Source organism: Amycolatopsis bartoniae (assembly GCF_014191255.1).
Taxonomy (GTDB): Bacteria; Actinomycetota; Actinomycetes; order Mycobacteriales; family Pseudonocardiaceae; genus Amycolatopsis_E; species Amycolatopsis_E bartoniae.
In genome coordinates, this window is record NZ_JACHWH010000001.1 from 607070 (window position 1) to 631981 (window position 24912).

Sequence of the window (24912 nt, forward strand, 5' to 3'; positions counted from 1 at the left end):
CAGAGTGGTGTGCATGAAAAAGCCCCTCGGTAAAAGGAATCCGCGCGAAGTTGATCTTGTTTTGGGCGCGGGTCGCCTGCGGAACCGAGGGTGTGGTCAGTCCGGAGAGGTAGTGGGCAGCGCCGCGTCGCGGCTGTTGCCGACGACGTCCTGCGGCCGCTGCACGCCGAGCGCCGACAGCGCGTCGGCGTTGGTGCGGGTCCCGAGGATCGCGTGGGGGTGCTTGGTGTTGCTGCCGCCGTCGTGCGCCGGGGCAATGGTGCAGACCTGACCGGCCGGGCTGTCCGGCACCGGGGCGGGCAGGTCGTTGCGGGCCTGGAAGGCGGGCTCGCCGGCCGCCGTCCGGCCGCGTGACGTGGTGGCCTGCTTGTCGGTGTGCTTGACGCTCGGACGGTGCTGCTCGACCACGACGAGCACGGGCTCAGCAGACGGCGCGGGCTGCGAAGCCTGGGGGACCTGCGCGGTCTGCGTCTCGACGGGAACGGTCTCGATCCGGGTCTCCACGGTGGTGGCGGTGGTGGTTTCCGGCTGCGTCCCGGTCACGGTGAGCACACTGGTGACAGGCTGCACCACGGCGCCCGTCGTGGTGACCAGGGTGCCGACCGTGTCCTGCACCGTGAGGACGACGGTGTCGACAGTGGTCTGCACGGTGGTGGTGAGCGCCTCGACGGTGCTGGTGAGCGTGTTCAACGTCGCGCCGAGCAACCCCCCGAGCAACCCACCCTGGGCCGCGGGGTGCGCGTGCTGCGTGGCCTGGGTTTCGCTGAGGGAGCTGGCCTGCTGCGTGGCCTGGGTTTCATCGAGGACACTGGCCTGCTGCGGGTCTTCCTGCTGCGGGGCCTGGGCGGAATCTTCTTGCTGCGTCGCTTGGGTTCCGCTGGAAGAATCGGCGTGCGGTGAGGCTCCCCCTTGCGGATCCTGCGCGCGGCCCTCCTGCTGTGCGGCTTGGACTTCGCTGCCAGGCCCGGCCTGCTGCTGGTTCTGCGCGGAGTCCTCCTGCTGCGGGGCCAGCGTCTCGTTGTTCAGACCGCCCTGCTGCGGGGCTTGGGTGCGCTGCGGGTTCCGAGCGCGGCCGACCGGCGTCTCCTGGGACGCCGCCGCGCCAACCGAGCCGTCCTGCTGCTTCGGTGGCGCGCTCGCCTGCGGGCGCCCATCGAGGCTCTCCTGCTGCGGTGCCTGCGCGAAGGAGCCTTCGCCCTGCGGACCCTGGCCGTGAACCGACTCCGCCTGCCCACCGTCGGTACAGCCGAGCAGCGCCAGCGTGCGGCCGAGGAGACCTTGCCGCTCGGCGGGGTGCACGTGGTGGTGCTGCGCGTGCTCGTCACCGTGCGGTACCTCGTCAGCCGATGCGGTGAACCCGCTCAGGAGTCCGGCCAGCAGCCACCCGGCGAAGGCGAACCCCGAGGCGAGCAGGACTTTGGCCCACAGCGGTACGGCGCGGGGCGTGCTCACCGCGTCCCTCACCGCCATCACCACCATCCGGGCCCCGGCCTCGTGGGCGCTGTCGAGTCGATCTTGTCGGAGCGTTGTTACGCCTGGTCATCCGCTACGCGGAACCGGCACATTTCTAGCACCGCTGGCGAGTGTTTCACCTCGAAAGCTTCCGATCCACCCCAGACGGCCGAAAAGAGCCACCGGCTTGCGTGCATCTAACCAGATCGTGATCACTCTGGGTATCGCATCCTGCGGTTCGGGACGTCTGCGGTTCCTGAGGGGGACTACCCGACCGGGTGCTGACCTGCGACTTCGGGAGCCGCCTCGCGGTCCGTGCCATCGAAACTGCATGGAGTGGCCGAAGAGTGAGACGGAGCAACCGGATGTCGCGTCGTTGGTGGCTCGTGCCCGCAGTGGCGACCAGACGGCGTGGCAATTGCTGGTGCGCAATTTTTCGGCGCCATTACTGAAAATCGTCCGATCGGCGGGCATCACTGGTCCGGATGCCGCAGACATCTGTCAGCAGACCTGGTTGAAGCTCGCACAGGCACCGGAGCTGAGAGACCCGGCACGGCTGTTGTCCTGGCTGGCGACCACCGCGCGCCGCGACACGTGGCGGTGGGTGAGGTCGCGGTCCCACGAGGTACCCGCGACGCTGCCGGACCCACCGGAGCGAGCCCCGACCCCCGAGGGGGCCGCTCTCCTCGCCGAGCGGGACCGCGTGCTGTGGCAGACGGTCGAGCGCCTGCCGGAACGGCGCCGCGAGCTGATGCACCTGCTCGCCGCACACCCGCCGCCGTCACACCCGGAGATCGCCGCGGAGCTCGGCATAGCCCTCGGCAGCGTCGGCCCGCTACGCCGCAGAACCCTCAACCAACTGCGGCGCATGCTGGAGGTCCAGGGCTACGACCACGCCTAGCGAGGCCGGTGGTCGCACAGGTCGCGGGGGCGTGACGTCCGAGTCATCGCACGACCGCACGGCCCGGCCGTAGCGCAGCCCGCCTCGCCGCAGTGGGCGGCCTTCGGGTCGCCGCGCAGCCTCCGCCGACGTTGCCGCATTCGCCTTTTCTGGTCACCGGGGAGCCCGCCTTGCTGTAGCTGACGCCATCGGAGCCTGCCGTGCGGCAGCGGGCGCGTTGGGCGGACCGCGCAGCCTGCCTCTCCGGACCACGCCCAAGGGTGGTCGCTACCACGGCTCACCTCACCCCACAGCCCCACGGCGCTCGTCACCGAGCCACCCTCACCGCAGCGTGTGCAGCCGCTTGATGCCCTCGTCCAGTACCTCGTCCCGCTTGCAGAACGCGAACCTCAGCAGGTGCTTCCACTCGTCCGGGTGGTCGGTGAACCCACTGACGGGTACCGCGGCCACACCGATCCGTTCCGGCAGCTGCCAGGCCAGCTCCGTGGCGTCCTCGAACCCCAGCGGCCGCACATCCGCGCACACGAAGTACGTCCCGAAGCTCGGGTGCACCCCGAACCCCGCCTCCGCCAGCCCCGTGGACAGCCGGTCGCGCTTGCCCTCCAGCGACTTCCGCAGCTCGTCGACCCACGACAGCTCGTGGTCGAGCGCGTGCGCGACGGCCGGCTGCAGCGGCCCGCCGGACACGAACGTGATGAACTGCTTCGCCGCCTTCACCGCGCTGACCAGGTCCGGCGTCGCGCAGACCCACCCGATCTTCCAGCCCGTGCAGTTGAACGTCTTGCCCGCGCTCGAGATCGACACCGTCCGCTCGCGCATGCCCGGGAAGGTGGCCAGCGGCCGGTGCTCGGCCGCGTCGAAGACCAGGTGCTCGTACACCTCGTCGGTGATCGCGACGAGGTCGTTCTTCACACACAGCTCCGCGATCGCCGACAGCTCCGCGTCACTGAACACGGTGCCCGTCGGGTTGTGCGGGGAGTTGACCAGGATCGCGCGCGTCGCAGGCGTGACCGCGGCGCGCAAAGCGTGCACGTCGAGCAGGAACCGGCCGTCCTCGCCCTCCACGAGCGACACGACCTTTCGCGTGGCGCCCGCCATCGCGACGGCCGCCGGGTACGAGTCGTAGTACGGCTCCACCACGATCACCTCGTCGCCGGGCTCGGTCAGCGCGAGTACGGCGGCGGTGATGGCCTCGGTGGCGCCCGCAGTGACGAGGATCTCGGTGTCCGGGTCGTAGCTCAGCCCGTACCGCTCGCGGTGCCGGGCGATCGCCGCGCGCAGCTCGGGCCGGCCGGGGCCGGGCGGGTACTGGTTCGCCCCGCCGTACAAGGCGTTCTTCGCCGCGTCGAGCATGCCGGCGGGCCCATCGGTGTCCGGAAAACCCTGGCCCAGGTTGATCGAATCCGTGCGCACGGCGAGCGCGGTCATCTCGGCGAAGATGGTCGAGGTGAACGGCCGCAGGCGGGGGACGAGAGCTGGTACGCGCATAATTCCCGATCCTCACGGACAATGGGGGTGTGGAGCAAACGACGCCCGCCGACCCGCCCGGAGGTCTGGCCAACGAGGAGGCCAAACGGCGTGGGCTGCGCAAGATGAAGCTGGTCGCCTCGGCCTTCCTGCTCGGGGCGACTGTCGTGTTCGCGCTGACCAGCTGGGCGCAGGCCGCGGGCTGGCCGGGCTGGGTCGGCTACGTCCGGGCCGCGGCCGAGGCAGGGATGGTCGGCGCGCTCGCGGACTGGTTCGCCGTGACGGCACTGTTCCGGCACCCGTTGCGGCTGCCGATCCCGCACACCGCGATCATCCCGAACAAGAAGGACCAGCTCGGGACGAGCCTCGGCGACTTCGTGGGCAGCAACTTCCTGTCCGAGCCGGTGGTGCGCGACAAGCTGCGGCGGGCGGAGATCGCGCGGCGGCTCGGGGAGTGGCTCGCGCAGCGGGAGAACGCCGAGCGCGTGACCTCCGAACTGGCGACCGTGGTGCGGGGCCTGGTCACGGTGTTGCGCGACGAGGACGTGCAGGCGGTGATGGAGCAGGCTGTCGTGCGCCGGGTGGTCGACCGGCCGTGGGGGCCGCCGCTGGGCAAGCTGCTGGAGCAGGTCTTCGCCGACGGGGCGCACTACAAGCTTGTCGACCTGATGTGCGACCGCGCGTACGAGTGGGTGCGGGACAACCACGCCACCGTGCTGCGCGTGGTGTCGGACCGGGCGCCGAGCTGGTCGCCGAAGTTCGTGGACTCGATGCTGGCGGACAAGGTGTACGGCGAGGTGCTGTCGTTCGCGTGGGCGGTGAAGACCGACGTGAACCACCCGATGCGGCTGGCGCTGGACAAGTTCCTCGGCGAGTTCGCGCAGGACCTGCAGAAGGACCCGGACACGATGGCACGGGCCGAGCAGGTCAAGCAGCAGATCCTCGACCACCCCGACGTGCAGAAGCTGATCGGTTCCGCGTGGACGACGGCGAAGGGCATGCTGCTCACCGCGGCGGAAGACCCGTCGAGCGAGCTGCGCCGCCGCGTCCGCGACGGTCTGTGCTCCCTAGGCGAACGCCTCTGCACCGACGACGGCCTCCGGTCCAAAGTGGACGGCTGGGCCGAGGGTGCGGCGGCGTACCTTGTCACGCACTACTCGCGCGAGATCACCACGATCATCACCGACACTGTCGAGCGCTGGGACGCCGAGGAGACGTCGCGGAAGATCGAGCTCCAGGTCGGCCGCGACCTGCAGTTCATCCGCATCAACGGCACGGTGGTCGGCGCACTGGCGGGACTGGTGATCTACACGGTCGCCGAGCTGGTCTTCTAGCTCGTGCGGGACCACGGCCTCCGCGAGCAAGCCAAGCTGCCCTGAACACCTCTAGGTGTGATGTCCGGAGACGTTGTCCCGAGATGAAGTAGCCGGTGACGGCCTGTCGTGCAGACAGGTGAAGGCCTCTGGTTGTGAAGTGGAGCTGTCGAGGAACCGCTTCACCGACCGGGGGCCTTCGTGTCCCACCCTAACGCCACCCTGACCCCGCGCACTCGACTCCGGTTGGCGCGCCTGATCGTCGAACGAGGCTGGACCTACGCCCAAGCAGCGAAAATGTTCATGGTCGCGCCCAGGACCGCCGCAGTCCTGACCCGGTGCCGGATCAACCGGCTCACCCACCTCGACCGCGTCACCGGTGAACCCTTACGCCGCTACGAACACCCCCACCCGGGCTCGCTGATCCACGTCGATGTCACCAAGTTCGGCAACATCCCCGACGGCGGCGGACACCGGTTCGTCGGCCGCCAGCAAGGAGACCACAACAAACGCACCACCCCCGGCCTGGCCCGAAGCGCCGACCGCAATCTCCGCACCGGCACCGCCTTCCTGCACACCGTCATCGACGAGCGCTCCCGCGTCGCCTACGCCGAGATCCACGCCGACGAGACCGCAGTCACGGCGACCGCGGTGCCCCGGCGTGCGATCACCTGGTTCACTGCCCGGGGAGTGTCTGTCGAACGAGTCTTGTCCGACAACGGGTCGGCCTACCGGTCCCACGCCTGACGCGACACTTGCACCGAGTTGGGCATCACCCCGAAACGCACCCGTCCTTACCGCCCTCAAACCAACGGCAAGATCGAACGCTTCCACCGCACCCTCGCCGAGGGCTGGGCCTACGCCCGCCTCTACCCGTCCGAAACCCACCGCCGAGAAGCACTACCCGGCTGGCTCCACTTCTACAATCACCACCGACCCCACTCCGCCATCGGAGGCAGGCCACCCACCACCAGGCTGACCAACCTCCCCGGACATCACATCTAGAGCAGGACCCACCCCCCGTCGACACACAGCGTCTGGCCGGTCATGAAACCGCTGTCCGGGCTCAGCAGGAAACTGACCGCGCCGGCGACGTCCTCCGCGAGGCCGCGGCGTTGCAGGATCTGGTTCGCCAGCACACGCTCGCGCACCGCGGCCTGATCCGGGAACGACTCCAACTCCTCCTCGGTCTGGATCGCACCGGGCATCACCGAGTTCACGCGGATGCCACGGGAGCCCAGCTCCCGCGCGAGCGCGCGGGTGAACCCGAGGAGTCCGGCCTTGGTGGTCGTGTAGTGCAGCGACTGCGGCGCCCCGAGTTTGGCCTGCACGCTGCTGACGGTGACGATCGCGCCGCCGTCCGCCCCCCGCGCACCGCCGAAGGCCCGGCGGCAGCATAGGAACGCGCCCTTGAGGTTCACGTCGCTCACCTTGTCCCAGGTGCTCTCGGTGATCTCGTCCCACGGTTGCCGCCCGGTGGCCGCGGCGTTGAGCACGAGCGCACCCACCGGCCCAAGCTGCTGCTCGCAGTCGGCGAACATTTCGTCGACCGCCTCGGCGTCGGTGACATCAGCCGCGAAGACCGCCGCGTCGCCGCCCCACCCCCGGATCTCCTCCGCGACCTCCTTGGCCCGGTTGAGCATGTCGCCGTCGGGATAGCTGTTGATCGCGACCGCCATCCCGTTGCGGGCCAGGCGGCGGGCCACCGCCGCGCCGATGCCACGGGACGCACCCGTCACCAGTGCTACACGCATGGGACACCTCCGGAGAAGCGATGGGGCAGTAGACCTCGAACGGGAACGTCGACGGCGTGGAGCAGACCTCCGCCGACGGCGTCGCCAGAGTTCGCCGTCGTGATGTAGAGCGTCGACAGATCCCGGCCGCCGAACGCGCAGCTGGTCGGGCAGGGCACCGGAACCTCGACGATCGCCGTCGTCTCCCCGGTCTCCCTGTCCAGCCGCCAGACCTGTCCCGCGCCCCAGAGCGCGAGCCACAGGTCGCCGTTCCCGTCCACCGTGAGTCCGTCCGGCAACCCCGTCTCCTCGGGAATCCGCCGCAACAGGCGCGGCATGTCCAGCTCGCCCGAGTCCAGGTGGAACTGCCAGGCCGTGACGGTGCCCGCCGTGCTGTCGACGTGGTAGAGCTCGTCGCCATCAGGGGACCAGTCGATGCCGTTGGACATCGACAGTTTCTCCAGGTGGGTGGTGACACCACGGCCGTCGAGCCGGTAGAGCGCACCACGTCGGCTGCCGTCGCGGACGGCGGAACCCGCCCACGCCCGGCCTCGGGGATCGATACCGCCGTCGTTCATCGAGACCGGTGCGGCCACGATCTCGGCGAACTGCTCGACATGACCGGATCCGGGATCGAGCCAGCCGAATCCCGTGCTGGTCACCGCGAGCAGGTCCTCCTCCGGGCCGAGCTCGACGGCCGTGATCCGCGCGGACAGCGGGACGCACTGGTGCCTGCCTTCGAGGTCCAGCGTGTGTAGTTGCCGGCCGGGGACGTCGAGCCAGCGCAGCCCGGTGTCCGCGGTCCAGAGCGGCGATTCGCCCAGTTCCGCCACCGCGGTTGAAACGGGAGCGGCTTCGAGGACGACTTCGCAGGAAGACGGTCCGGCCAAATGTCACCACCGTGGTCGGGTTTTGTCAGTGAAATAGTCGTTTCACGTTAGCAGAGCGAACCGACAATCCACAGGGGTCAGCTGCTGGGCCGCTCGGGTGAACGTCTCATCCGTGCTCCACCTGCGGTTATCCCTAGTTGTCCACAGATCCGGAGTTATCCACAGGGTCTTCTGTGGGTAACTCGTTCGAGGGTTACCGGCGTTCGCGCCTTATTGCGATTGCTGCCCCTCTCCGTCGCTTCCATACTCGCGACACTGGTCGTCGAAAGGAGAAGTGGATGAGTGCGGTACCCACGTTCGGTCTGGTGGCCCTGGACTGCCCCGATCCCCAGCGGCTCGCCGACTTCTACGCGGCCCTGCTCGACTGGTCCGACCTGCGGGCCGAGGAGGACGGGCACTGGGTGGAGCTGTCCGGCCCCAGTGGGGTGACGCTGGCGTTCCAGCGGGTCGGGAACTACCGGGCGCCGGAGTGGCCGGGTCAGGATGTTCCACAGCAGTTGCACCTCGATTTCAACGTGACGGACATGGATGCGTCCCAGGAGCGGGCGCTCCGCCTGGGCGCGAAGCTGCTCGACGACAGTCGCGACGCCTTCCACGTTCTCGCTGATCCCGTGGGGCACCCGTTCTGTCTCGTCGCAGCTTGATGACTATGAACTGAGTGTATAGACGAGGACTATACATCGTGTGTATAGTCCTGTCACATGTCGATCGGACACACACTTCTCGGCCTGCTCGAAACGGGGCCACGACACGGGTACGAACTCAAGCGTGCCTACGACGAGCGCTTCGGGCTGGAGCGCCCGCTGCACTACGGGCAGGTGTACGCCACGCTCGCGCGGTTGCTGCGCAACGGGCTGGTGACCGAGTCCGGGGTGGAAGCGGGCGCGGGCCCGGAGCGCAAGAGCTACGCCATCACCGACGCCGGGGTCACGGACGTCGAGAAGTGGCTGAACACGCCCGAGAAACCCGAGCTGTACCTGCAGAACACGCTGTACACGAAGGTCGTACTGGCGCTGCTGTCCGGCCGCAGCGCGGACGACGTGCTGGACGCGCAGCGGTCCGCCCATCTGAAGACCATGCGGGAGCTGACCACCCGCAAGACCAACGGCGACCTCGCGGACGCCCTCATCTGCGACCACGCGCTGTTCCACCTGGAAGCCGACCTGCGGTGGCTAGAGCTCACGGCCGCCCGCCTGCACGACCTGGCGGAAGAGGTGCGCCGATGACAGCCCTGCTCACCGCCACCGGCCTGCGCAAGTCCTTCGGCCCCACGGAAGCGCTCGTCGGTGCGAGCTTCGCCATCGACGGAGGTGAGGTCGTCGCCGTGATGGGGCCGTCCGGCTCCGGGAAGTCCACCCTCCTGCACTGCCTCGCCGGCATCGTGCGGCCCGACCAGGGACAGGTGCGTTACCAGGGCAGGGACCTCGCGGAGCTGTCCGACGCCGAGCGCACCGCACTGCGCCGGGACGAGTTCGGCTTCGTGTTCCAGTTCGGCCAGCTCGTGCCCGAGCTGAGCTGCCTGGAGAACGTCGCCCTGCCGTTGCGTCTCGCCGGGACGCGCCGACGGCAGGCCGAAGCCGCGGCGAGGGAGTTCCTGGCGCGGGTCGACGTGGCGGAGCTCGGCCCGAAGCGCCCCGGCGAGGTGTCGGGCGGCCAAGGTCAGCGCGTCGCCATCGCCCGCGCGCTCGTGACCCGACCGAAGGTGATCTTCGCGGACGAGCCGACCGGCGCGCTGGACTCGCTCAACGGCGAGCGCATCATGCGGCTACTCGTCGCCGCGGCCAAGGAGACCGACGCGGCCGTCGTCCTCGTCACCCACGAACCACGCGTCGCGGCGTACTCGGACCGGGAAGTGGTCGTGCGAGACGGCAAGACACGAGAACCGGTGGTGGCCGCATGAGAACTGCTGACAGGTCGGAATCATTCAGCGCCACGCTGGCCGATGACGCTGCCGCGGCTTGCCGCGTCCTTGAAGGTAGGGCCGCATGAGCCGTGGCGCGCACCGGTTGACGGATCTGGCCCTCGGGGTCCGGCTGGCCGTCGGGGGCGGCCGGACCCTGCGGACCTCGCTGCTCCGGCTCGCGCTGACCACGATCGGCGTCGGCCTGGCCACGGCGGTCCTGTTGCTGGTCGCCACAGCGGCGTCCGCTTTGGACAGTCGTGGTGACCGCATCGCGGCCCGGGAACCGGACACGACTGCGCGTCAGGGCACTCCCGTCTTCGTACTGGAGCACCATCCCGCCTGGGACCTCCCGGTGGAGTACCTGGAGCCGGCGGGTCCCGGCGCTCCGGTGCCGCCGGGCCTGCGATCGATCCCCGCTCCAGGGCAGCTCGTCGTCTCCCCCGCGCTCGCGGAGAAGATGCGATCGGACCCGAGCGTGCGGGAGATGTTCTCCCAGCAGGTCGTGGGGGTCATCGAGCCCGCGGGGCTCGCCGGGCCGAACGAGCTGCGCGCCTACGCCGGTGGCACCGGGCTCCGGAAGGCCGAGTACGTGCGGACCGTCTACGCCTTCGGGCAGCCTTCCAGTCTGGATTCGGTCCCGCCACAGCTGATGCTGCTCGGGGGGATCGGCTTCCTCGTGCTGCTCGTGCCGATGCTGGTGTTCGTCGCCACTTCGAGCCGGATCGCCGGCCCGGAGCGGGAGCGACGGCTGTCCGCGCTGCGGTTGGCGGGCGCCGGAGCGGCCCAGGTGCGGCGGATCGCCGCCGCGGAGGCGCTGGTCGGGGCGGGCAGCGGGGCGTTGCTCGGGTTGGTGTTGTTCCTCGCGGTCCGGTCGCTCGCCGCGAGCGCCCAGCTGGCCGGGGTGACCGTATTCCCTGCCGACTTCACGCCGAAGTGGTCGCTCGTCTTGCTCGTCTTCGCGGTGATCCCGTTGATCAGTGTGGCTTCCGCCTGGCTCGGGCTACGCGGCCTGATCGTCGAGCCACTGGCCGTGTTCCGCCGGGGCAAGCCGGCCCGGCGACGCCTGTGGTGGCGGGCGTTGCTCGTCGGATCGGGTACAGCCGCGCTCTTCGCGACCGTGCTTCCGCCCGGTGGCCGGTCGGCAGGCGACCTGCTGCCCTTCATCCTGCTGGGCACCACCCTGCTGCTGCTCGGCGTGCCCACGCTGCTGCCGTGGCTCATCGAATCCGCGGTCAACCGGTTGCGCGGAGGCTTTCCGGCCTGGCAGCTCGCGGTACGCAGGCTTCAGCTCGACAGCGGAACTCCGAGCCGGGTGGTCGCCGGAGTCGTCGTCGTGCTGGCCGCGGTCGTGACGTTGCAGACCCTGCTCGGGTCCGTGCAGGTGGGCGCGAACCAGGACCGGCGCAGCTACTACGACACCGACGTCGCGCAGATCTCGGTCGAAGCCAGTGCGGAAGACGACGTCATCGCCCTCGTCGACGGCGTGCCAGGAGTGCGTTGGGTGGAGCCGGAGCGGTGGGTGGCGATGCGGAGTCCGGACGACGGGTATGTGAGCGTCGTCGTCGCGCCGTGTCCCCTGCTGAAGTACCGCTTCCACGTCTCCGGCTGCGCCGAGGGAGATGCCTTCGTGGCGAGCGGTCTCATGCCGGGCGAGGTGCTCGACTCCAGTGGCGGTCAGGCGTTCACGGTGCCGGCCAACGTCGGACACAGCCCCGGGGGCACGCGTGAGGCAGCCGACCTCCTCCTCACGCCCACGGCCGCCGGGCAGTTGCGGGCGGACTACCACGACGTCGAGGCGCTGTTGGACCCCGCTGTTCCGGACGCCTTCGACCAGGTGCGCTCGGCGGTGAGCACGTTGGAATGGCGGGCTTCGGTTTCCGGTGCGGCCGCCGAGGACACGAGTGCCGCCACGTTGCAGACGATGCGGGTGCTGTTGTACGCCGGTGCGGTGCTGACGATGCTGCTCGCGGGCATCAGCATGCTCGTGCTGATCGTCGGGCAGGTCAGCGAACGGCGACGGCCATTCGCGGCGATGACCGCGGCGGGCGTGCCGAGGGGAGTGCTCGGCCGCTCCCTGCTGTGGCAGAACGCGGTTCCCGTGGTCTTCGGCGTCGTGGTCGCTGCTGGGACGGGCATCGGCGCGGCGGCGCTGATCATGCGAGCCCTCGATCCAAAGTCGGAGCTGCTGCTCGACGGCGGTTTCATCGGGCTGGTCTCGGGCGCGGCGGTGGTACTGGTGCTCGCGGCGACGGCGGCGGCGCTGCCCGGGCTCCGGTCGGTCACGAAGCTGGAGGCGCTGCGGATGGAGTGATGCGTAGGCTGAAGGCGTGATTTGTCCGAAATGCCAGAACGCCATGCGGACCGTCGACAAGAACGGCGTGCACATCGAGCAGTGCGAAGGCTGCCGTGGGATCTTCCTGGACCACGGTGAGCTGGAGCGGATCGCCGGTGCGGAAAGCGCTTACTACGGCTCGCCGCCGCCCTACCAGGGATCCGGGTACGTCGGGCACGGGGACTCGCCGCGTCCGTACCACGGTGGGCACGGCGAGTCCCCCGGCCCCTATCGAGGCGAGCATGGCGGTGGGTACGGGGACTCGCCGAAGCCGTACCGCGGCGACCGCGGCGGTTACGGCGATTCGCCCCGGCCATACCGAGGCGCCCGCGGCGGCAACGGCGACTCGCCACGCCCGTACCGCGGCCACCGGCGGCGCAGCTTCCTCGAGAACCTGTTCGACTAGATGCTCGATCCGCGCATCTGCCCCGCCTGCGGGGACCGCGCGCAGGTGCCGCTCGTCGAGGGTGCGACGCGGAGGTGCGCGCGGTGCGGGCACCGGTGGCCGTTCCGGCGGTTGCCGCTCTTCGCGCTGACCGGACCCAGTGGCGCGGGGAAGTCGACGGTCGGTCCGGCGCTCGTCGAGCGGCTCGGTGGTCGGGCGGTCGTACTGGAGCAGGACGTGCTGTGGACCGCCGGGCTGCGTGACGACGTCGACGGGCACCCCGAGTTCCGGGCGACGTGGCTCCGGCTCGCGGCGATGATCGCCCAGAGCGGGCGCCCCGTCGTGCTGTGCGGCACCGTGGTACCGCCGGAGTTCGAGCCGTTGCCCGAGCGGGCGCTGTTCTCGCACATCCACTACATGGCGCTCGTCGCCGAGCCGGAGGTGCTTGCTCGCCGCTTGCGGGCCCGTCCGGCGTGGCGCGAGTGGGGCGAGCCCCGGATCGCCGAGACACTCGAGTTCAACGAGTGGCTCCGCAAGAACGCCGACACCTTCACACCGAGCGTCGAGGTCTTCGACACCACGCACGCTTCGGTCGAAGAATCGGTACACCACGCGACCACCTGGTTCATGCGCCTGTCTACTGTGGACTCCGGCGAGTCCGCTACCCGATCGGAGTAGTCGCACGGCGCACACGTGGCAACAACCCACGCGACCCCCGCCGATCGTGACCCGGATCTCGCCCGATGGTTGCAAGCAGGGTGCTTGCAGGAGCTAGCAGTAGGGCGTACCGTGGGAGGTGTCGCGAGGAGATGAGCCGAATGGCAGACGAGGGAGACCTCGACGGCTCGCAGGCGGGGCCGATGGAGAAGGTTGGCCACATCGCTTCCGACATCGGTGAGTACATCCGGCAGCAACGCAACACCGCGAAGATCTCGTTGCGGCAGCTGTCGAAGCTCGCCGGGGTGTCCAACCCGTACCTGAGCCAGATCGAGCGGGGCGTCCGCAAGCCGAGCGCGGAGATCCTGCAGCAGATCGCCAAGGGGCTGCGGATCTCGGCCGAGGCGCTGTACGTGCAGGCGGGCATCCTCGACCTGCCGACCGGGGGACCGGTGCCCGACGCGATCCGCGCCGACGCCGGCCTCACCGAGCGGCAGAAGCAGGTCCTGCTCGACGTGTACGAGTCGTTCCGCCGCGAGAACAACAACCCCACGAACTCCCATTCGCCGGACGTTCCGATCAAGGAGAGTGAGCACCATGGCGAACACCCGGACCGATGAAGTGCGCAACATCGTGAACAGCGCCGTCGAGCAGCTCCGGACCCCGCTCCTGGCCGCGCTCGGCGCCGGCAACCTCGCCGGCCAGGCCGTCGCCGACGCCGTCGGCAAGGCCAAGGAGCGCGTCGCCGAGAGCGGCGAGGTCGCGCGCAAGAACATCGAAGAACTGCCCACCGAGGTCACCACGCTGCGCGAGAAGCTGGACCCGACCGAGCTGCGCAAGCTGGTCGACGACTACACCGAGGCCGCGCTCCGGCTGTACAACAAGCTGGCCGAGACCGGCGAGCAGGCGTGGGACAAGTTCCTCACCGAGCCGCGCGTGAAGGCCGTCCTCGACCAGGTCGAGGGCGTGAGCGCCGAGGCCCGCGGCAAGGTCGAGGACGTGCTGGGCCTGGCCGCCAAGAAGACACGCGAGGGCGGCGCGAAGGTCGCCGTCGAGAGCCACGACGTCGCGGCGAAGATCGAGGACGCCGAGGAGACCGTCGCGCCGAAGCCGGCCGCCAAGTCCACCCCGGCCCGCAAGCCGGCGGGCACCACCCAGCGGACCACCACCACCGCGGCGGCCAAGAAGCCCGCGGGCGGCACCACGCCGAAGAACACCAAGTAACGAGCAGCATCGACGAACGGTCCGGCCCGCACGGCGTGTGCGGACCGGACCGTTCGTGGCATTCTGGTCACAAGGGACACGTCACGCGGGAAACGAAGGGACGTAGGCTGGAGCCGTGCCGCCCATCGCGCAATGGATCATGTTGGTCATCGGTTGGGCCGGGACCCTCGTCGGGCTCGGTGCCTTCTTCCACGCACTCCTGCAGCGCGCGGATGCGTTCACCGCGGCGGACCGCAAGACCAAACCGATCTGGCTGGCCATCACCGGCGCCGGCACCATCGCCATGGGACTGTTCGGCTTCGGCGGCGCGGGCACGCTGTTCTGGCTCGCCGGCATCGTCGCCGTCCTGGTCTACCTCGTCGACGTACGGCCCAAGCTGATCGAGGTCCAGCGCGGCGGCAAGAACTGGTAGCCCACCAGCCCCGCGGTCACCGGTTGGACAGGCGTCCTAGTCTCGTGGCATGAGGAACTGGACCATCTCGGGCACCCTGACCGTCCACCCCGCGGACCAGCGCACCGACCTGCTCGCCGAGCCGGTCGCGAAGGCCCTCACCACGCTGGACGGCGAGCAGGTCGGGGTCGTCGAGATCGACCCGGAACTGGCGGACACCGCCGCGTTCTGCGAGGCGTACTCCGCGCCCCTCACGGCTTCGGCCAACTGCGTCATCGTCGCGGGCAAGCGGGCCGGTGAGGTCCGGTACGCCGCCGCGCTCGTGCTCGCCACCACCCGCGCCGACGTCAACGGCGTGATCAAGCGCCGGCTGGACGCCCGCAAGGCGTCGTTCGCGCCCATGGACGAGGCCGTCGAACTCACCGGTATGGCTTACGGCGGCATCACGCCCGTCGGCCTGCCCGCGGACTGGCCGATCCTCATCGACAAGGCCGTCGCCGACTCGCCAGAGCTGATCATCGGCAGCGGCGTCCGCAACGGGAAACTGCTGGTCACCGGCGAGTTGCTCGCGTCGCTGCCCAACGCCGAAGTCATCGAGGGCCTCGCCAAGCCCGTCGCGTGACCGTCGTCGTCACCGCTCCCGCGGACCTCGATCCCGTCGCCATCGAGCGGATCGCCGAGGGGGCACCCGTCCGGCTCGACGAGGACCTGCTGGACGCCGTCGCCGCGCAACGCCTGATCGTCCTCACCGCGCTGACCAGCAGCGAACGGCCCGTGTACGGCGTCAACACCGGCATGGGCAGGCTCGCGGGCACCACGCTCACGGCCGCCCAGCAGGCCGAACACCAGGCGCGGCTGCTGGTCGGGCGGGCTGTGGGCGGCCCGCCTTGGCTGCCCGCCGAAGACGTGCGGGCCCTGTTCGCCGTCCGGTTGCGCGGGCTGCTCACTCCCGAGACGGGCGCGAGCGCGGACGCGGTCCGGTTCCTCGCCGACCGCCTCAACGACGGGTTCGTCCCCGCCGTACCGGCCACCGGCAGCGGCGCCGCGGGCGAGATCATCCCGCTGTCCCACGCCTTCCAGACTTTCCTCGGCCTCGGCACCATGCTCGACGGCAGCACCGCCGCCGACGCCCTCGCCGCGCGCGGCGCCGAGCCGTACCGGCCGGGCCCCAAGGAAGGCGCGACCTTCATCCAGGGCACCCCGATCGCCACCGCGCACGGGATCCTGCGCTCCCGAGATACACGCCAGGCCCTCGAACTGCAGACCCTGGCCGCGGCACTGACGATCGACGCCCTCGGCGCGCCGCGCGGCCTCTACCGGCCTGATCTCGCCGGACCGGACACCGTCCTCGCCTCGGTCCTGCAACGCGTCGCGGAACTCACCGCGGGCGGCACTGAGCGCGGTCTCGTGCAGGCGCCCGTGTCGGTCCGGGTGGGTCCGCAAGCGCTTGCGCACGCCCATCGAGTGGCCGACGAACTCAACGACGCTGCCGAGCGCCGTCTCGCGACCCCGACCGACTCGCCCGCCTTCCTCGACGACGAGTTCATCTCGACCGGCGGTTTCCACGCCGTCGACCTGGGGCTGCGCCTGGACGCCGTGACCGCCGCGCTGGTGCACCTCGGCGAAATCGGCGTGCAGCGCACCCACCGCCTCCTCGATGAGCGTTTCAGCGGCCTTCCCGCGCAGCTCACCCCGGAACCCGGGCCGCACGCCGGGCTGGCGCCGCTGCACAAGCGGGCCGTCGGCGAGCTGCACGCGCTCCGGCGGCTCGCGGCGCCCGCCGCACTGGGGGCGCTCGACACGTCCTCGGGGCAGGAAGACGTCCAGGTCTTCGCATTGCAGGCGGGCGAGCAGCTGCGGGCCGCGCTCGGGCACCTGCTGGTGATCACCGCGAGCGAGCTGATCACCGCGCACCAGGCGCACGTCCTGCGTGGTGGACCGGGCGCTCCCGCTCTGCGGGACGTGCACCGGCGGCTCGGCGAGTTGGTCCCGCCGCTCGGCGAGGACCGGTCGCTCGGGCCCGAGCTCACAGCACTTGTGGCTGCCTTGCGCTCTGGATCGTCAGTCCTTTCGGCACCGCCCAGCGCGTGATCAGCGTGAACGCCCCCTCGCACAGCAGCGCGAGCACGACGACCGCGACGCCGCCGGCCAGGATCTCGCCGTAGCCGGCGCGGCCCTGGGCGAACCCGTCCACGATGTAGCGCCCGAGCCCGCCGCCGTCGTTGACGATCGCGCCGATCGCGACCGTCGCGACGAGCTGCAGGAACGCGACGCGCGCCCCGGCGAGGATCACCGGCAACGACAACGGCAGCTCGATCCGCAGCATGATCTGGCCCTCGGTGTAGCCGGTGCCGCGGGCCGCGTCCACCGCGTCGGCGTCGACCGAGACCACGCCGGCATAGGTGTTGGTGAACAGCGGCGGCAGCGCGAGCGCGACCAGCGCGATGAGCAGCGGCCAGAAGTCGGTGTTCAGGTCCCATCGGCTGGCCAGGAACCAGAACAGGATGATCAGCCCGAAGCTCGGGATCGCCCTGCCGATGTTGACCACGCTGCTCGCCAGTAACGCGCCGCGGCGGGAGTGCGCGAGCCACAGCGCGGGCGGAATGGTCAGCGCGGCCGCGATGACCAGCGACAACGCGGAGAAACTCAGGTGCTCGACGGTCCGGTACGGGATGCCCGCCGGGTCGGTCCAACTCCACCTGTTCGGCTGACCGAGCCAGTCCCATGCCTCCGAAAGGATGTTGCTCATGCACGCCCCTTCCGGGTCCAGGGGGCCAGTGCCCGTTCCGACAGCCAGAGCAGGAGGTCGACCACCACGGCCAGCACGATGGACAACCCGATGCCGACGATGATCGCCGTCGGGTTGGGCGTGGTGGTCTGGATGCCCTGCCGGATGAAGAACCCGAGGCCGCCCATGCCCAGCATCGAGGTGACGGTGACGAGCCCGATCGTGGTGACCGCCGCGACCCGCAGCCCGGCGATCACGACCGGCAGCGCCAGCGGCAGCTCGACGCGGACCAGCAGCTTCGCCCGCGTGAAGCCCATCCCGACCGCCGCCTCCCGCACGTCGGCGGGCACCTGTTCGATGCCCGTGACGATGTTGCGCAGCAGGATCAGCAGCGTGTAGGTGGCGAGCGGGATCACCGCGGTGGTGAACGACAGCCCGAAGAACGGCACGAGCAGCGCGAACGCGCCGAGGCTGGGGACGACGTACAGCGCGCCCGCGGTCGACAGCGCGACCGGGTAGAACCAGCGCCAGCGCAGCGAGAGCACGGCCAGGCCGATCGACACCACCAGCCCGATCGCCAGCGCCGTGGCGGTCAGGGACAGGTGCTCGCCCAGCCGCTGGAGGATGTTGTCGGCGTTGCGTTCCACCCAGCGCCACTCGAACAGCGGCCGGTCGGAGTCGGCCAGCACGATCACGTTCACCCGGCGAGCATAGGTCGTAAGGGGAGGTGATTTCCCACGATGTGGTTTCTGTCGGTGGTCGCGGTTAGGGTTCCTCTGACCGTGCCGAACTGGAGGGTGAAACGGGATGCGCTGGACAAGGGGTCTCAAGGCCGGGGTGGTGCTCGCCGCCGCGGTGCTCGGGCTGGCCGCCTGCGGAGGGGGAAGTGACCAGTCGGCCGCGCCGAGCAAGGGCGGGAGCCCGATCGTCGTGGCGTCGTTCAACTTCACCGACAGCCAGATCCTCGCCGAGCTGTACTCGCAGGCGCTGGAGGCCAAGGGCTACCCGGTGACGCGGAAGTTCAACATCGGCTCGCGCGAGCTCGTGTACCCGTCGCTGAAGTCCGGGGAACTGCAGTTCATCCCCGAGTACCAGGGCGCGGCCATCAGCAGCGGCTTCAACGAGCAGGCGCCGACCGACGCGGACTCCGAGCACACCAAGCTCGCGCAGCTGTTCGCGCCGTCGGGCGTCGAGCTGCTGAACTACGCGCCGGCGGAGAACAAGAACACGTACATCGTGAAGTCGGACCTGGCCAAGCAGCAGGGCCTGACCAAGATCAGCGACCTCAAGAAGCTGGACAAGGTCGTGCTCGGCGGCCCGCCGGAGTGCGGCACCCGCGCGAACTGCTTCGTGGGCTTCCGTGACACGTACAAGCTGAACGTCACGTTCCAGAGCATCCAGGAGGCGGGTCCGCGGCTGGAGCAGCTGAAGTCGGGCGCCGTCACGGTGATCCCGGTCGACTCGGTGAGCCCGCCGACCGCCGACCCGGACTACACGGTCCTGCAGGACGACCTGAACATCGTGGCGACGGAGAACATCGTGCCCGCGGTGAACAAGAAGGTCCTCGACGAGCGGGGCGCGGACTTCGCGGCGGTGGTCAACGCGGTGAGCGCGAAGCTGACCACCCCGGAGCTGCGTGACCTGAACAAGCAGGTCGACGCGGACGGTGACACGGTGGCGGACGTCGCGAAGGACTGGCTGAGCAAGCAGGGCCTCGCCTGATCACTAGAGTCGCGGTCGAGAACCACGACGGAATCGGGGAGTGAGCATGGCTCAGGTCACGGCCACCGCGGAACGCACGATCGACGCGCCGGTGGAGAAGGTGCGCGAACTCGTCGCCGACTACGCCGGCACCCGGCCCAGGATCCTGACCGAGCAGTACCGGGACTACGAGGTCATCGAGGGCGGCAAGGGCGCGGGCACGAAGGCGAAGTGGAAGCTGCAGGCCACGTCCAAGCGGGTGCGTGACGTCGCGGTGACCGTGACCGAGCCGGAGCCGGGCAAGCTCGTCGAGACCGACGGCAACTCGAGCATGGTCACCACGTGGACCGTGCGGGAGGCAGGCGCGGGCCGCAGCCTCGTGCGCATCGAGACCACGTGGCAGGGCGCGGGCGGCATCGGAGGCTTCTTCGAGAAGACCTTCGCGCCGGCCGGTCTGAAGCGTATCTACGACGGCGTGCTCGGGAAGCTGGCCGAAGTCGCCTGAGGGACGGCTGGTGGAGGACATCGTCGCGCTGACTCCGCGCGACGAGTCGGGCCACCAGTTCGTGCTGTACAGCGACTCGACCTCCGGTGAGCCCGGCTGCCCGCACGAGGCCCGGCGCCGCCGGGTGACCGAGGTCATCCGGCGGCTCCGGCCTCGCCCGGAGTTCCTCGCGTTCCCCGGGGACGCCGTGATGGACGGCGCGGACGCGGGGCAGTGGCGGCACTGGCTCGACGTCGAGATGCGGTGGGCCCGTGACGCCGGGCTGCCGTTGTACCAGGCCACCAGCAACCACCACTGCTACTCGGCCGAGTGCGAACCGGTCTTCCGGCGCCACAACCCGCAGATCCCGCCGAACGGTCCGGAAGACCAGCGCGGGCTCGCGTACTACGTCCGGCGCGGCAACCTGCTGTACGTCTGCCTGCACCAGCCCGAGCGCAGCGACGAGTACGAGTCCGCGTTCCGCTTCGACGACACCGCCTGGCTGGAGCGGGTCCTGGCCGAGCACGCCGACGCGGAGTACAAGTTCGTCGCCGGGCACTACCCGGTCTTCCCGGTCAACGGCTACTCCGAGGCGCCCCAGTGGTGCTTCAAGCCGGACGAGCGGGAGCGGTTCTGGGACGCGCTGGTGCGCCGGGGCGTCGACGCCTACTTGTGCAGCCACGTCATCGCCTTCGACGTGCAGGTGCGGAAAGGGATTCCCCAGGTCACGTCGGCCGGTGCGGGCACCAGCCCGCACATGCCCGAGGGTGTCGAGTACCTGCACGTGACGCAGTTGGCCGTCGATCGTGCGGGGTCGCGCTACCAGGTGCTCGACGTCCACGGGAACGTCCGGGAGCGGCTCGAATGGCCGTTTCCGGCGGGAGGCGCGAAGGACTGGCCGGTGGTGGACGCCGTCCGGCCGCCGCGGGGCTTCGACGGGATCCTGCTTCTGCAGATCCGGACCGGCGGCGGCTGGTTGTCCTCGCCGGGGCGCGAGTTCTGGGCAGGTCCCAGCGCCGGAAGGCTCGCTGTCGAGGTGGACCTGCCCGGGTGCGGGACGCAGCGCTGGACCGGGCCCGTGCTCGACCGGGCAGCGGTGCAGGTGGCGTTGCACCCCGCCATGGGGCCGGGCGGAGTGCTGTGGCGGTGGACCGACGAGGACTCGTGGTCGTCGATGGAATCGGCCTCCGCCCGTGGGCTGTCGGGGTTCCGCTGGCCCGCGGAGATCGAGCGGCACGGCGAGGTCGAGGCGCGGTCCCGCTTTCGGGCGTTGTGAGGTCGCCCCTTCGGGTGTTGCACGCGCCTGGCGCGTGGGTAGCCCGAGGCGAAGAGCGACGTTGGGAGTGGGATTGAACACGGCAACCGAGGTCCGGCTGGCGGCGCGCCCGCAGGGGTGGCCCACGCTGGACGAATTCTCCATTGTGGACACCGACGTACCGCGGCCGGGGCCGGGGCAGCTCCTCGTCCGCAACCTTCTGATCAGCGTCGACCCGTACATGCGCGGCCGGATGAGCGCGGCGAAGTCGTACGTGGAGCCGTACGAGGTCGGCAAGGTCATGCAGGGTGGTGCACTCGGCGAGGTCGTGGAGTCCACTGTGGACTCCGTTCGGCCGGGCGACGTCGTGCTGCACGGTCTGGGTTGGCGGACGCACGCCGTGGTCGACGCGAAGCAGGTGAGCAAGGTCGACCCGGACGCCGCGCCGCTCTCCGCGTACCTCGGCGTGCTCGGGATGACGGGGTTGACGGCGTACGCCGGACTGCTCGACGTCGCCCAGTTCAAGGAGGGCGACGCGGTCTTCGTGTCCGGCGCGGCGGGTGCGGTCGGTTCCGTCGTCGGGCAGCTGGCGAAGCTCAAGGGCGCCAAGCGGGTGATCGGCAGCGCCGGTTCCGACGAGAAGGTCCGGCACCTGACCGAGGACCTGGGCTTCGACACGGCCTTCAACTACAAGCAGGCGCCCGTGACGGAGCAGCTCATGAAGGCTGCGCCCGAGGGTGTCGACGTGTACTTCGACAACGTCGGCGGCGACCACCTCGAAGCAGCTGTCGAGGCGGCCAACGTGCACGCCCGCTTCGCGATCTGCGGGATGATCTCGACCTACAACGCGGCCGAGCCCCCGCCCGGGCCGCGGAACCTGTTCAAGATCGTCGGAAAGCGGCTGACCATCCGTGGTTTCCTCGTCGGCGACCACGCGCACCTGCGTGAGCGTTTCCTGGCCGAGGTGGCGCCGCTGGTGAAGGACGGCCGACTCAAGCACGAGGAGACGGTCGTCGACGGCATCCGCAACGCGCCGCAAGCTTTCCTGGACCTGTTGGCCGGAGCGAACACGGGCAAGATGCTGGTGCGCCTGTGATCGCTCCGGCCAGTCAGCTCAGCCGCGCGGCAGGACCAGCGGGAGCACCGTCGTCAGGGTCCGCCAGTCGGAGCTGACCACGCTCGCGTGCTTGCCCGCCAGCTGCGTGACGCGGTCGGTCGCCTGCTGCACCGTCGGGTTCGTGTCGTCGATCGCGGGCGACACGTTCTGCGCGTCGGTCATGATGAGGAAGTAGTGGTTGGTGTCGTACCACGACGTATCGATACCGCCGTCGACGTAGGCGCTCGCGTCGCCGTCGAAGAACACGAACCACGGCCGGATCGACGTGTCCGAGTACTGGGTGCGCGGGTCGCCGGACTTGGCGCCCAGGACGCTGGCGAACGCGGTCGCGTTGCCGAGGGTGCCCGCCGCCTTGAGGTTCTTCAGGTAGGTGGCGTACTCGACGTCGGTGTGCAGGGTGTCCGTCGGGTTGGACTGCTCGACCGTGCCGGGGATGACCTCCAGGATCATCTTCCCCTTCAACGCGTTCCTGGTGGGCCAGGCGTTCGCGCGAGCCGCATCGTCCAAAGTGGAGTACGAACCGATCAGGTCGGCGGGCTTGAACAGCGCGCTGCCCGCGTTGGCCTTGACGTACGCGTCGAACTCGTCGGGCCCCATCCCGTCGCGGTCGTCGAACCCGAGCTTCAGTTCGACCTTGACGACGACCGGGCCGGCGTCGGGGTGCGCCGCCAGCCAGGTGCGGATGTCCGCGAGGCACGTGCCGAACGACTGGTTCTGGCTGCCGCCGTACAGGTTCGACGGCGCGACGCAGTTGTTGTCGTTCCCGATCGGGTTCGAGTGGCTGACCTGCCAGGTCTTGGTGAGAATGTTGTCCCACACGTCCAGCTCGATCAGCGAGCTGCCCGAGTCGAGCCCCTGTGCCAGGTAGTTGTAGGCGGCCTTGTCGTACGTGTTGTGCACCCCCACTGTCGTCGCCTGCGACAGCTTGAGCGTGCCGGTGTCGGCGGCGCTCGCCTGCGGGGCGGCGATCACCGTCGCGGCCAGCAGGACTCCCAGTGCTCGGACGAACCTCATCAGGTCTCCTTCCCGTCGGGAAAACCCTGGCCGACCAGCGTTACCAGAAAATGATTCACATCTGACGGGAAGGTACTGCGCCGGGGAACGTACGCGGCAGAGCCGTTCGTAGGGGGACGCTTCGGCGCCCGGTCGAGCCAAGACTGGTCGGCATGACGACGACGATCCCGCAGACGCGGGTCCGGCCCGTGGAGCGCATCGCCTACGGCGTGGCTGCCGTGCTGTTCCTCAGTGGTCTGGTCCACCTTGCGGTGCTGCTCGTGTCCGGTACGACGTGGGAAGGGCCGGTGTCCTACCGGAAGGCCACGACGTTCGGGCTGTCGTTCGGGCTCACGCTGGCCACCCTCGCGTGGGCGACGTCCTTCCTGCGCATGCCCTCGCGGGCCCGGGCGGTCCTGCTGGGTGCGTTCACCGCGGTGAGCGTCGTCGAGGTCGCGCTCGTGACGCTGCAGGTGTGGCGCGGTGTGCCGTCGCACTTCAACTTCGAGACCGGGTTCGACACGCTCGTCTCGATGACGCTCGCCCTCGGTGGGGCGGTGATCATCGTGACGGTGCTCGGCTTTACGGTCGCCGCGCTGCGTACGACGAGCGGGCTGGCGCCGAGCATGCTGCTGGCGCTGCGGTGCGGTCTGGTCGTGCTGGTCGGCGCGCTGGTCGTGGGCGCGCTCATGATCGCCGACGGCGTCACCCTCTCCCGCGGCGGCGATCCGCAGCTGGCGTACACCACCGCGGGCGCGCTGAAACCCGTGCACGCCGTGGCGATGCACGGGATCCTCGTCCTCCCGGCGCTCGCGTGGCTGCTCCGCTTCACGCCGTGGCCCGAGCGGCGGCGCACCCGAGTCGTCCAGGCGGCGGCGGTGGCGTACGCGCTCGCCGTCGCGGGGACCTGGGTGCTGTTCGGTTGAACATGTTTTGAAGCGGCGGAGCCGCTTGTGTGCGCCGTCAGCTCGCACCGCCGCGGGTTCTGAGGTGGGTCCTGGCGAGGACAGCTCCGAAGTGGTGACCTGGCGGCCATGATGAGGAGATCCCGGAGCCAGGGGCCGCCTCAGGTTCCGCTACCGGCACCGCTACGCAAACCACCTCTGGAGAATTGGGCTAGAACACCACCGTGCGGTTGCCGTGTACCAGGACGCGGTCCTCCAGGTGCCAGCGCAGCCCTCGGGCCAGCGTCACCTTCTCGATGTCCCTGCCCTTGCGCACCAGGTCCGGCACCGCGTCGCCGTGGTCGACTCGGATCACGTCCTGCTCGATGATCGGGCCCGCGTCCAGGTCGGCGGTCACGTAGTGGCACGTCGCGCCGATCAGCTTCACCCCGCGCCGGTGGGCCTGGTGGTACGGGCGGGCGCCCACGAACGACGGCAGGAAGCTGTGGTGGATGTTGATCGCCCGCCCCGCCCACGCCTCGCACAGCTCCGGCGGCAGGATCTGCATGAACCGCGCCAGCACGATCGCGTGCGGGTCGTGCTCCTCGACCAGCTTCCGCACCTCCGCGAACGCCGACGCCTTGTCGCCGGTCGGGAACGGCACGTGGTGGAACGGGATCCCGTGCGCCCGCGTGATCCCCGCCAGCGTCTCGTGGTTCCCGATCACCGCGGACACCTCGACGTCCAGCTCACCCGACGCGACCCGGCCCAGCAGGTCGTACAGGCAGTGCCCGTCCTTCGACACCAGGATCACCACGCGCCGCCGGACGTCGGTGTCTTCCACGCGCCAGTTGGACTCCGCCGACAGCGACGCCGCGACCTCCGCGAAGCGCGCCCGCAGCTCGTCGACCCCGAACGGCAGCGAGTCCGCCCGCACCTCCTGCCGCGTGAAGAACCAGCCCGTGTCCGGATCCGTGTGATACGCCGCCCCCACGATCCACCCACCCGCGTCCGCGAGGAAGGAGGAGATGCGGGCCACGATCCCCGTGCGGTCGGGGCAGCCGAAAGTGATCACATAACGTCGTTCGGACACCCCGCCATC

At 69.9% G+C, this 24912-nt stretch carries 26 protein-coding genes and 1 pseudogene; 19 read left to right on the forward strand and 8 right to left on the reverse strand.

The features are described from left to right. Positions 1-96: 96 nt before the first annotated feature. Positions 97-1470 (reverse strand): hypothetical protein, encoded by a 1374-nt coding sequence (locus tag FHX82_RS03065; RefSeq protein ID WP_145933080.1) that lies wholly within the window; start codon positions 1468-1470, stop codon positions 97-99. Positions 1471-1783: 313 nt separating this feature from the next. Here FHX82_RS03065 and FHX82_RS03070 point away from each other — a divergent pair, with 313 nt between their 5' ends. After that, a complete protein-coding gene (locus FHX82_RS03070) occupies positions 1784-2353 on the forward strand; it encodes an RNA polymerase sigma factor (RefSeq protein WP_145933081.1) in 570 nt (189 codons plus the stop codon). Between the two features lie 321 nt (positions 2354-2674). On the opposite strand, the gene FHX82_RS03075 is transcribed toward FHX82_RS03070, so the two are convergent. Beyond that, positions 2675-3841, reverse strand: coding sequence for a pyridoxal phosphate-dependent aminotransferase (locus tag FHX82_RS03075; protein ID WP_145933082.1), 1167 nt, complete (start codon positions 3839-3841; stop codon positions 2675-2677). A 29-nt stretch (positions 3842-3870) separates the two neighbouring features. Here FHX82_RS03075 and FHX82_RS03080 point away from each other — a divergent pair, with 29 nt between their 5' ends. Beyond that, positions 3871-5154 (forward strand): DUF445 domain-containing protein, encoded by a 1284-nt coding sequence (locus FHX82_RS03080; RefSeq protein ID WP_145933083.1) that lies wholly within the window; start codon positions 3871-3873, stop codon positions 5152-5154. Between the two features lie 180 nt (positions 5155-5334). Continuing rightward, positions 5335-6138: pseudogene (locus FHX82_RS03085) on the forward strand (IS481 family transposase). Here the strand turns inward: FHX82_RS03085 and FHX82_RS03090 are convergent. Then, positions 6135-6887 (reverse strand): SDR family NAD(P)-dependent oxidoreductase, encoded by a 753-nt coding sequence (locus FHX82_RS03090; RefSeq protein ID WP_145933084.1) that lies wholly within the window; start codon positions 6885-6887, stop codon positions 6135-6137. The pseudogene FHX82_RS03085 and the gene FHX82_RS03090 overlap by 4 nt on opposite strands. Then, positions 6878-7699 carry an SMP-30/gluconolactonase/LRE family protein gene (locus FHX82_RS03095; protein ID WP_186382235.1) on the reverse strand — a complete coding sequence of 274 codons (822 nt, stop codon included), beginning with the start codon at positions 7697-7699 and terminating at the stop codon, positions 6878-6880. The genes FHX82_RS03090 and FHX82_RS03095 overlap by 10 nt, the downstream gene beginning before the upstream one ends. 335 nt (positions 7700-8034) lie before the next feature. Here FHX82_RS03095 and FHX82_RS03100 point away from each other — a divergent pair, with 335 nt between their 5' ends. The 11 genes from FHX82_RS03100 to FHX82_RS03150 all read left to right on the forward strand — a co-directional run bounded on the left by FHX82_RS03100 (position 8035) and on the right by FHX82_RS03150 (position 16739). Next, positions 8035-8400, forward strand: coding sequence for a VOC family protein (locus FHX82_RS03100; protein ID WP_145933086.1), 366 nt, complete (start codon positions 8035-8037; stop codon positions 8398-8400). A gap of 57 nt (positions 8401-8457) precedes the next feature. Further along, complete coding sequence (locus tag FHX82_RS03105) at positions 8458-8982, forward strand: PadR family transcriptional regulator (RefSeq protein ID WP_145933087.1); 525 nt, start codon at positions 8458-8460, stop codon at positions 8980-8982. After that, positions 8979-9656 (forward strand): ABC transporter ATP-binding protein, encoded by a 678-nt coding sequence (locus FHX82_RS03110; RefSeq protein ID WP_145933088.1) that lies wholly within the window; start codon positions 8979-8981, stop codon positions 9654-9656. The genes FHX82_RS03105 and FHX82_RS03110 overlap by 4 nt, the downstream gene beginning before the upstream one ends. Positions 9657-9741: 85 nt before the next feature. Next, on the forward strand, positions 9742-11970 hold the full coding sequence (locus FHX82_RS03115; RefSeq protein WP_145933089.1) for an FtsX-like permease family protein: 2229 nt from the start codon (positions 9742-9744) through the stop codon (positions 11968-11970). A gap of 43 nt (positions 11971-12013) precedes the next feature. Continuing rightward, positions 12014-12397, forward strand: coding sequence for a TFIIB-type zinc ribbon-containing protein (locus tag FHX82_RS03120; RefSeq protein ID WP_221215518.1), 384 nt, complete (start codon positions 12014-12016; stop codon positions 12395-12397). Then, positions 12398-13054: an ATP-binding protein gene (locus tag FHX82_RS03125; protein ID WP_145933091.1), complete on the forward strand. Its 657-nt coding sequence runs from the start codon at positions 12398-12400 to the stop codon at positions 13052-13054. 182 nt (positions 13055-13236) lie between these two features. After that, complete coding sequence (locus FHX82_RS03130; protein ID WP_229881222.1) at positions 13237-13653, forward strand: helix-turn-helix domain-containing protein; 417 nt, start codon at positions 13237-13239, stop codon at positions 13651-13653. Then, positions 13631-14257, forward strand: coding sequence for a hypothetical protein (locus FHX82_RS03135; RefSeq protein WP_145933092.1), 627 nt, complete (start codon positions 13631-13633; stop codon positions 14255-14257). Before FHX82_RS03130 ends, FHX82_RS03135 begins: the two co-directional genes overlap by 23 nt. 115 nt (positions 14258-14372) lie before the next feature. After that, entirely contained in the window at positions 14373-14669 is a 297-nt protein-coding gene (locus tag FHX82_RS03140; RefSeq protein ID WP_145933093.1) for a DUF2516 family protein, read from the forward strand. Positions 14670-14718: 49 nt separating this feature from the next. Continuing rightward, the gene (locus FHX82_RS03145) at positions 14719-15270 is read left to right on the forward strand and encodes a YbaK/EbsC family protein (RefSeq protein ID WP_145933094.1); all 552 of its coding nucleotides are present in this window, start codon (positions 14719-14721) and stop codon (positions 15268-15270) included. Then, complete coding sequence (locus tag FHX82_RS03150; protein WP_373308654.1) at positions 15267-16739, forward strand: aromatic amino acid lyase; 1473 nt, start codon at positions 15267-15269, stop codon at positions 16737-16739. Before FHX82_RS03145 ends, FHX82_RS03150 begins: the two co-directional genes overlap by 4 nt. Here the strand turns inward: FHX82_RS03150 and FHX82_RS03155 are convergent. Then, positions 16675-17397 (reverse strand): ABC transporter permease, encoded by a 723-nt coding sequence (locus FHX82_RS03155; RefSeq protein WP_145933095.1) that lies wholly within the window; start codon positions 17395-17397, stop codon positions 16675-16677. The two genes, FHX82_RS03150 and FHX82_RS03155, sit on opposite strands and share 65 nt — an antisense overlap. Next, positions 17394-18077, reverse strand: a complete 684-nt coding sequence (locus tag FHX82_RS03160; protein WP_145933096.1) for an ABC transporter permease — start codon at positions 18075-18077, stop codon at positions 17394-17396. The genes FHX82_RS03155 and FHX82_RS03160 overlap by 4 nt, the downstream gene beginning before the upstream one ends. A gap of 106 nt (positions 18078-18183) precedes the next feature. On the opposite strand from FHX82_RS03160, the gene FHX82_RS03165 reads away from it, so the two are divergent. The 4 genes from FHX82_RS03165 (at position 18184) to FHX82_RS03180 (ending at position 21912) form a co-directional block, all read left to right on the forward strand. Next, positions 18184-19098, forward strand: a complete 915-nt coding sequence (locus FHX82_RS03165) for an ABC transporter substrate-binding protein (RefSeq protein WP_145933097.1) — start codon at positions 18184-18186, stop codon at positions 19096-19098. Positions 19099-19144: 46 nt separating this feature from the next. Then, on the forward strand, positions 19145-19582 hold the full coding sequence (locus FHX82_RS03170) for an SRPBCC family protein (protein WP_145933098.1): 438 nt from the start codon (positions 19145-19147) through the stop codon (positions 19580-19582). A gap of 10 nt (positions 19583-19592) precedes the next feature. After that, the gene (locus FHX82_RS03175) at positions 19593-20837 is read left to right on the forward strand and encodes a metallophosphoesterase family protein (protein ID WP_183176449.1); all 1245 of its coding nucleotides are present in this window, start codon (positions 19593-19595) and stop codon (positions 20835-20837) included. Between the two features lie 73 nt (positions 20838-20910). Continuing rightward, a complete protein-coding gene (locus FHX82_RS03180) occupies positions 20911-21912 on the forward strand; it encodes an NADP-dependent oxidoreductase (RefSeq protein WP_145933100.1) in 1002 nt (333 codons plus the stop codon). A gap of 18 nt (positions 21913-21930) precedes the next feature. Here FHX82_RS03180 and FHX82_RS03185 read toward each other — a convergent pair whose 3' ends face one another. Then, on the reverse strand, positions 21931-22947 hold the full coding sequence (locus tag FHX82_RS03185; protein WP_145933101.1) for a phosphatidylinositol-specific phospholipase C domain-containing protein: 1017 nt from the start codon (positions 22945-22947) through the stop codon (positions 21931-21933). A gap of 152 nt (positions 22948-23099) precedes the next feature. Here FHX82_RS03185 and FHX82_RS03190 point away from each other — a divergent pair, with 152 nt between their 5' ends. After that, positions 23100-23852 (forward strand): hypothetical protein, encoded by a 753-nt coding sequence (locus FHX82_RS03190; RefSeq protein ID WP_145933102.1) that lies wholly within the window; start codon positions 23100-23102, stop codon positions 23850-23852. A gap of 190 nt (positions 23853-24042) precedes the next feature. On the opposite strand, the gene purU is transcribed toward FHX82_RS03190, so the two are convergent. Further along, positions 24043-24903: a formyltetrahydrofolate deformylase gene (purU, locus tag FHX82_RS03195; protein ID WP_145933103.1), complete on the reverse strand. Its 861-nt coding sequence runs from the start codon at positions 24901-24903 to the stop codon at positions 24043-24045. Positions 24904-24912 lie beyond the last annotated feature (9 nt).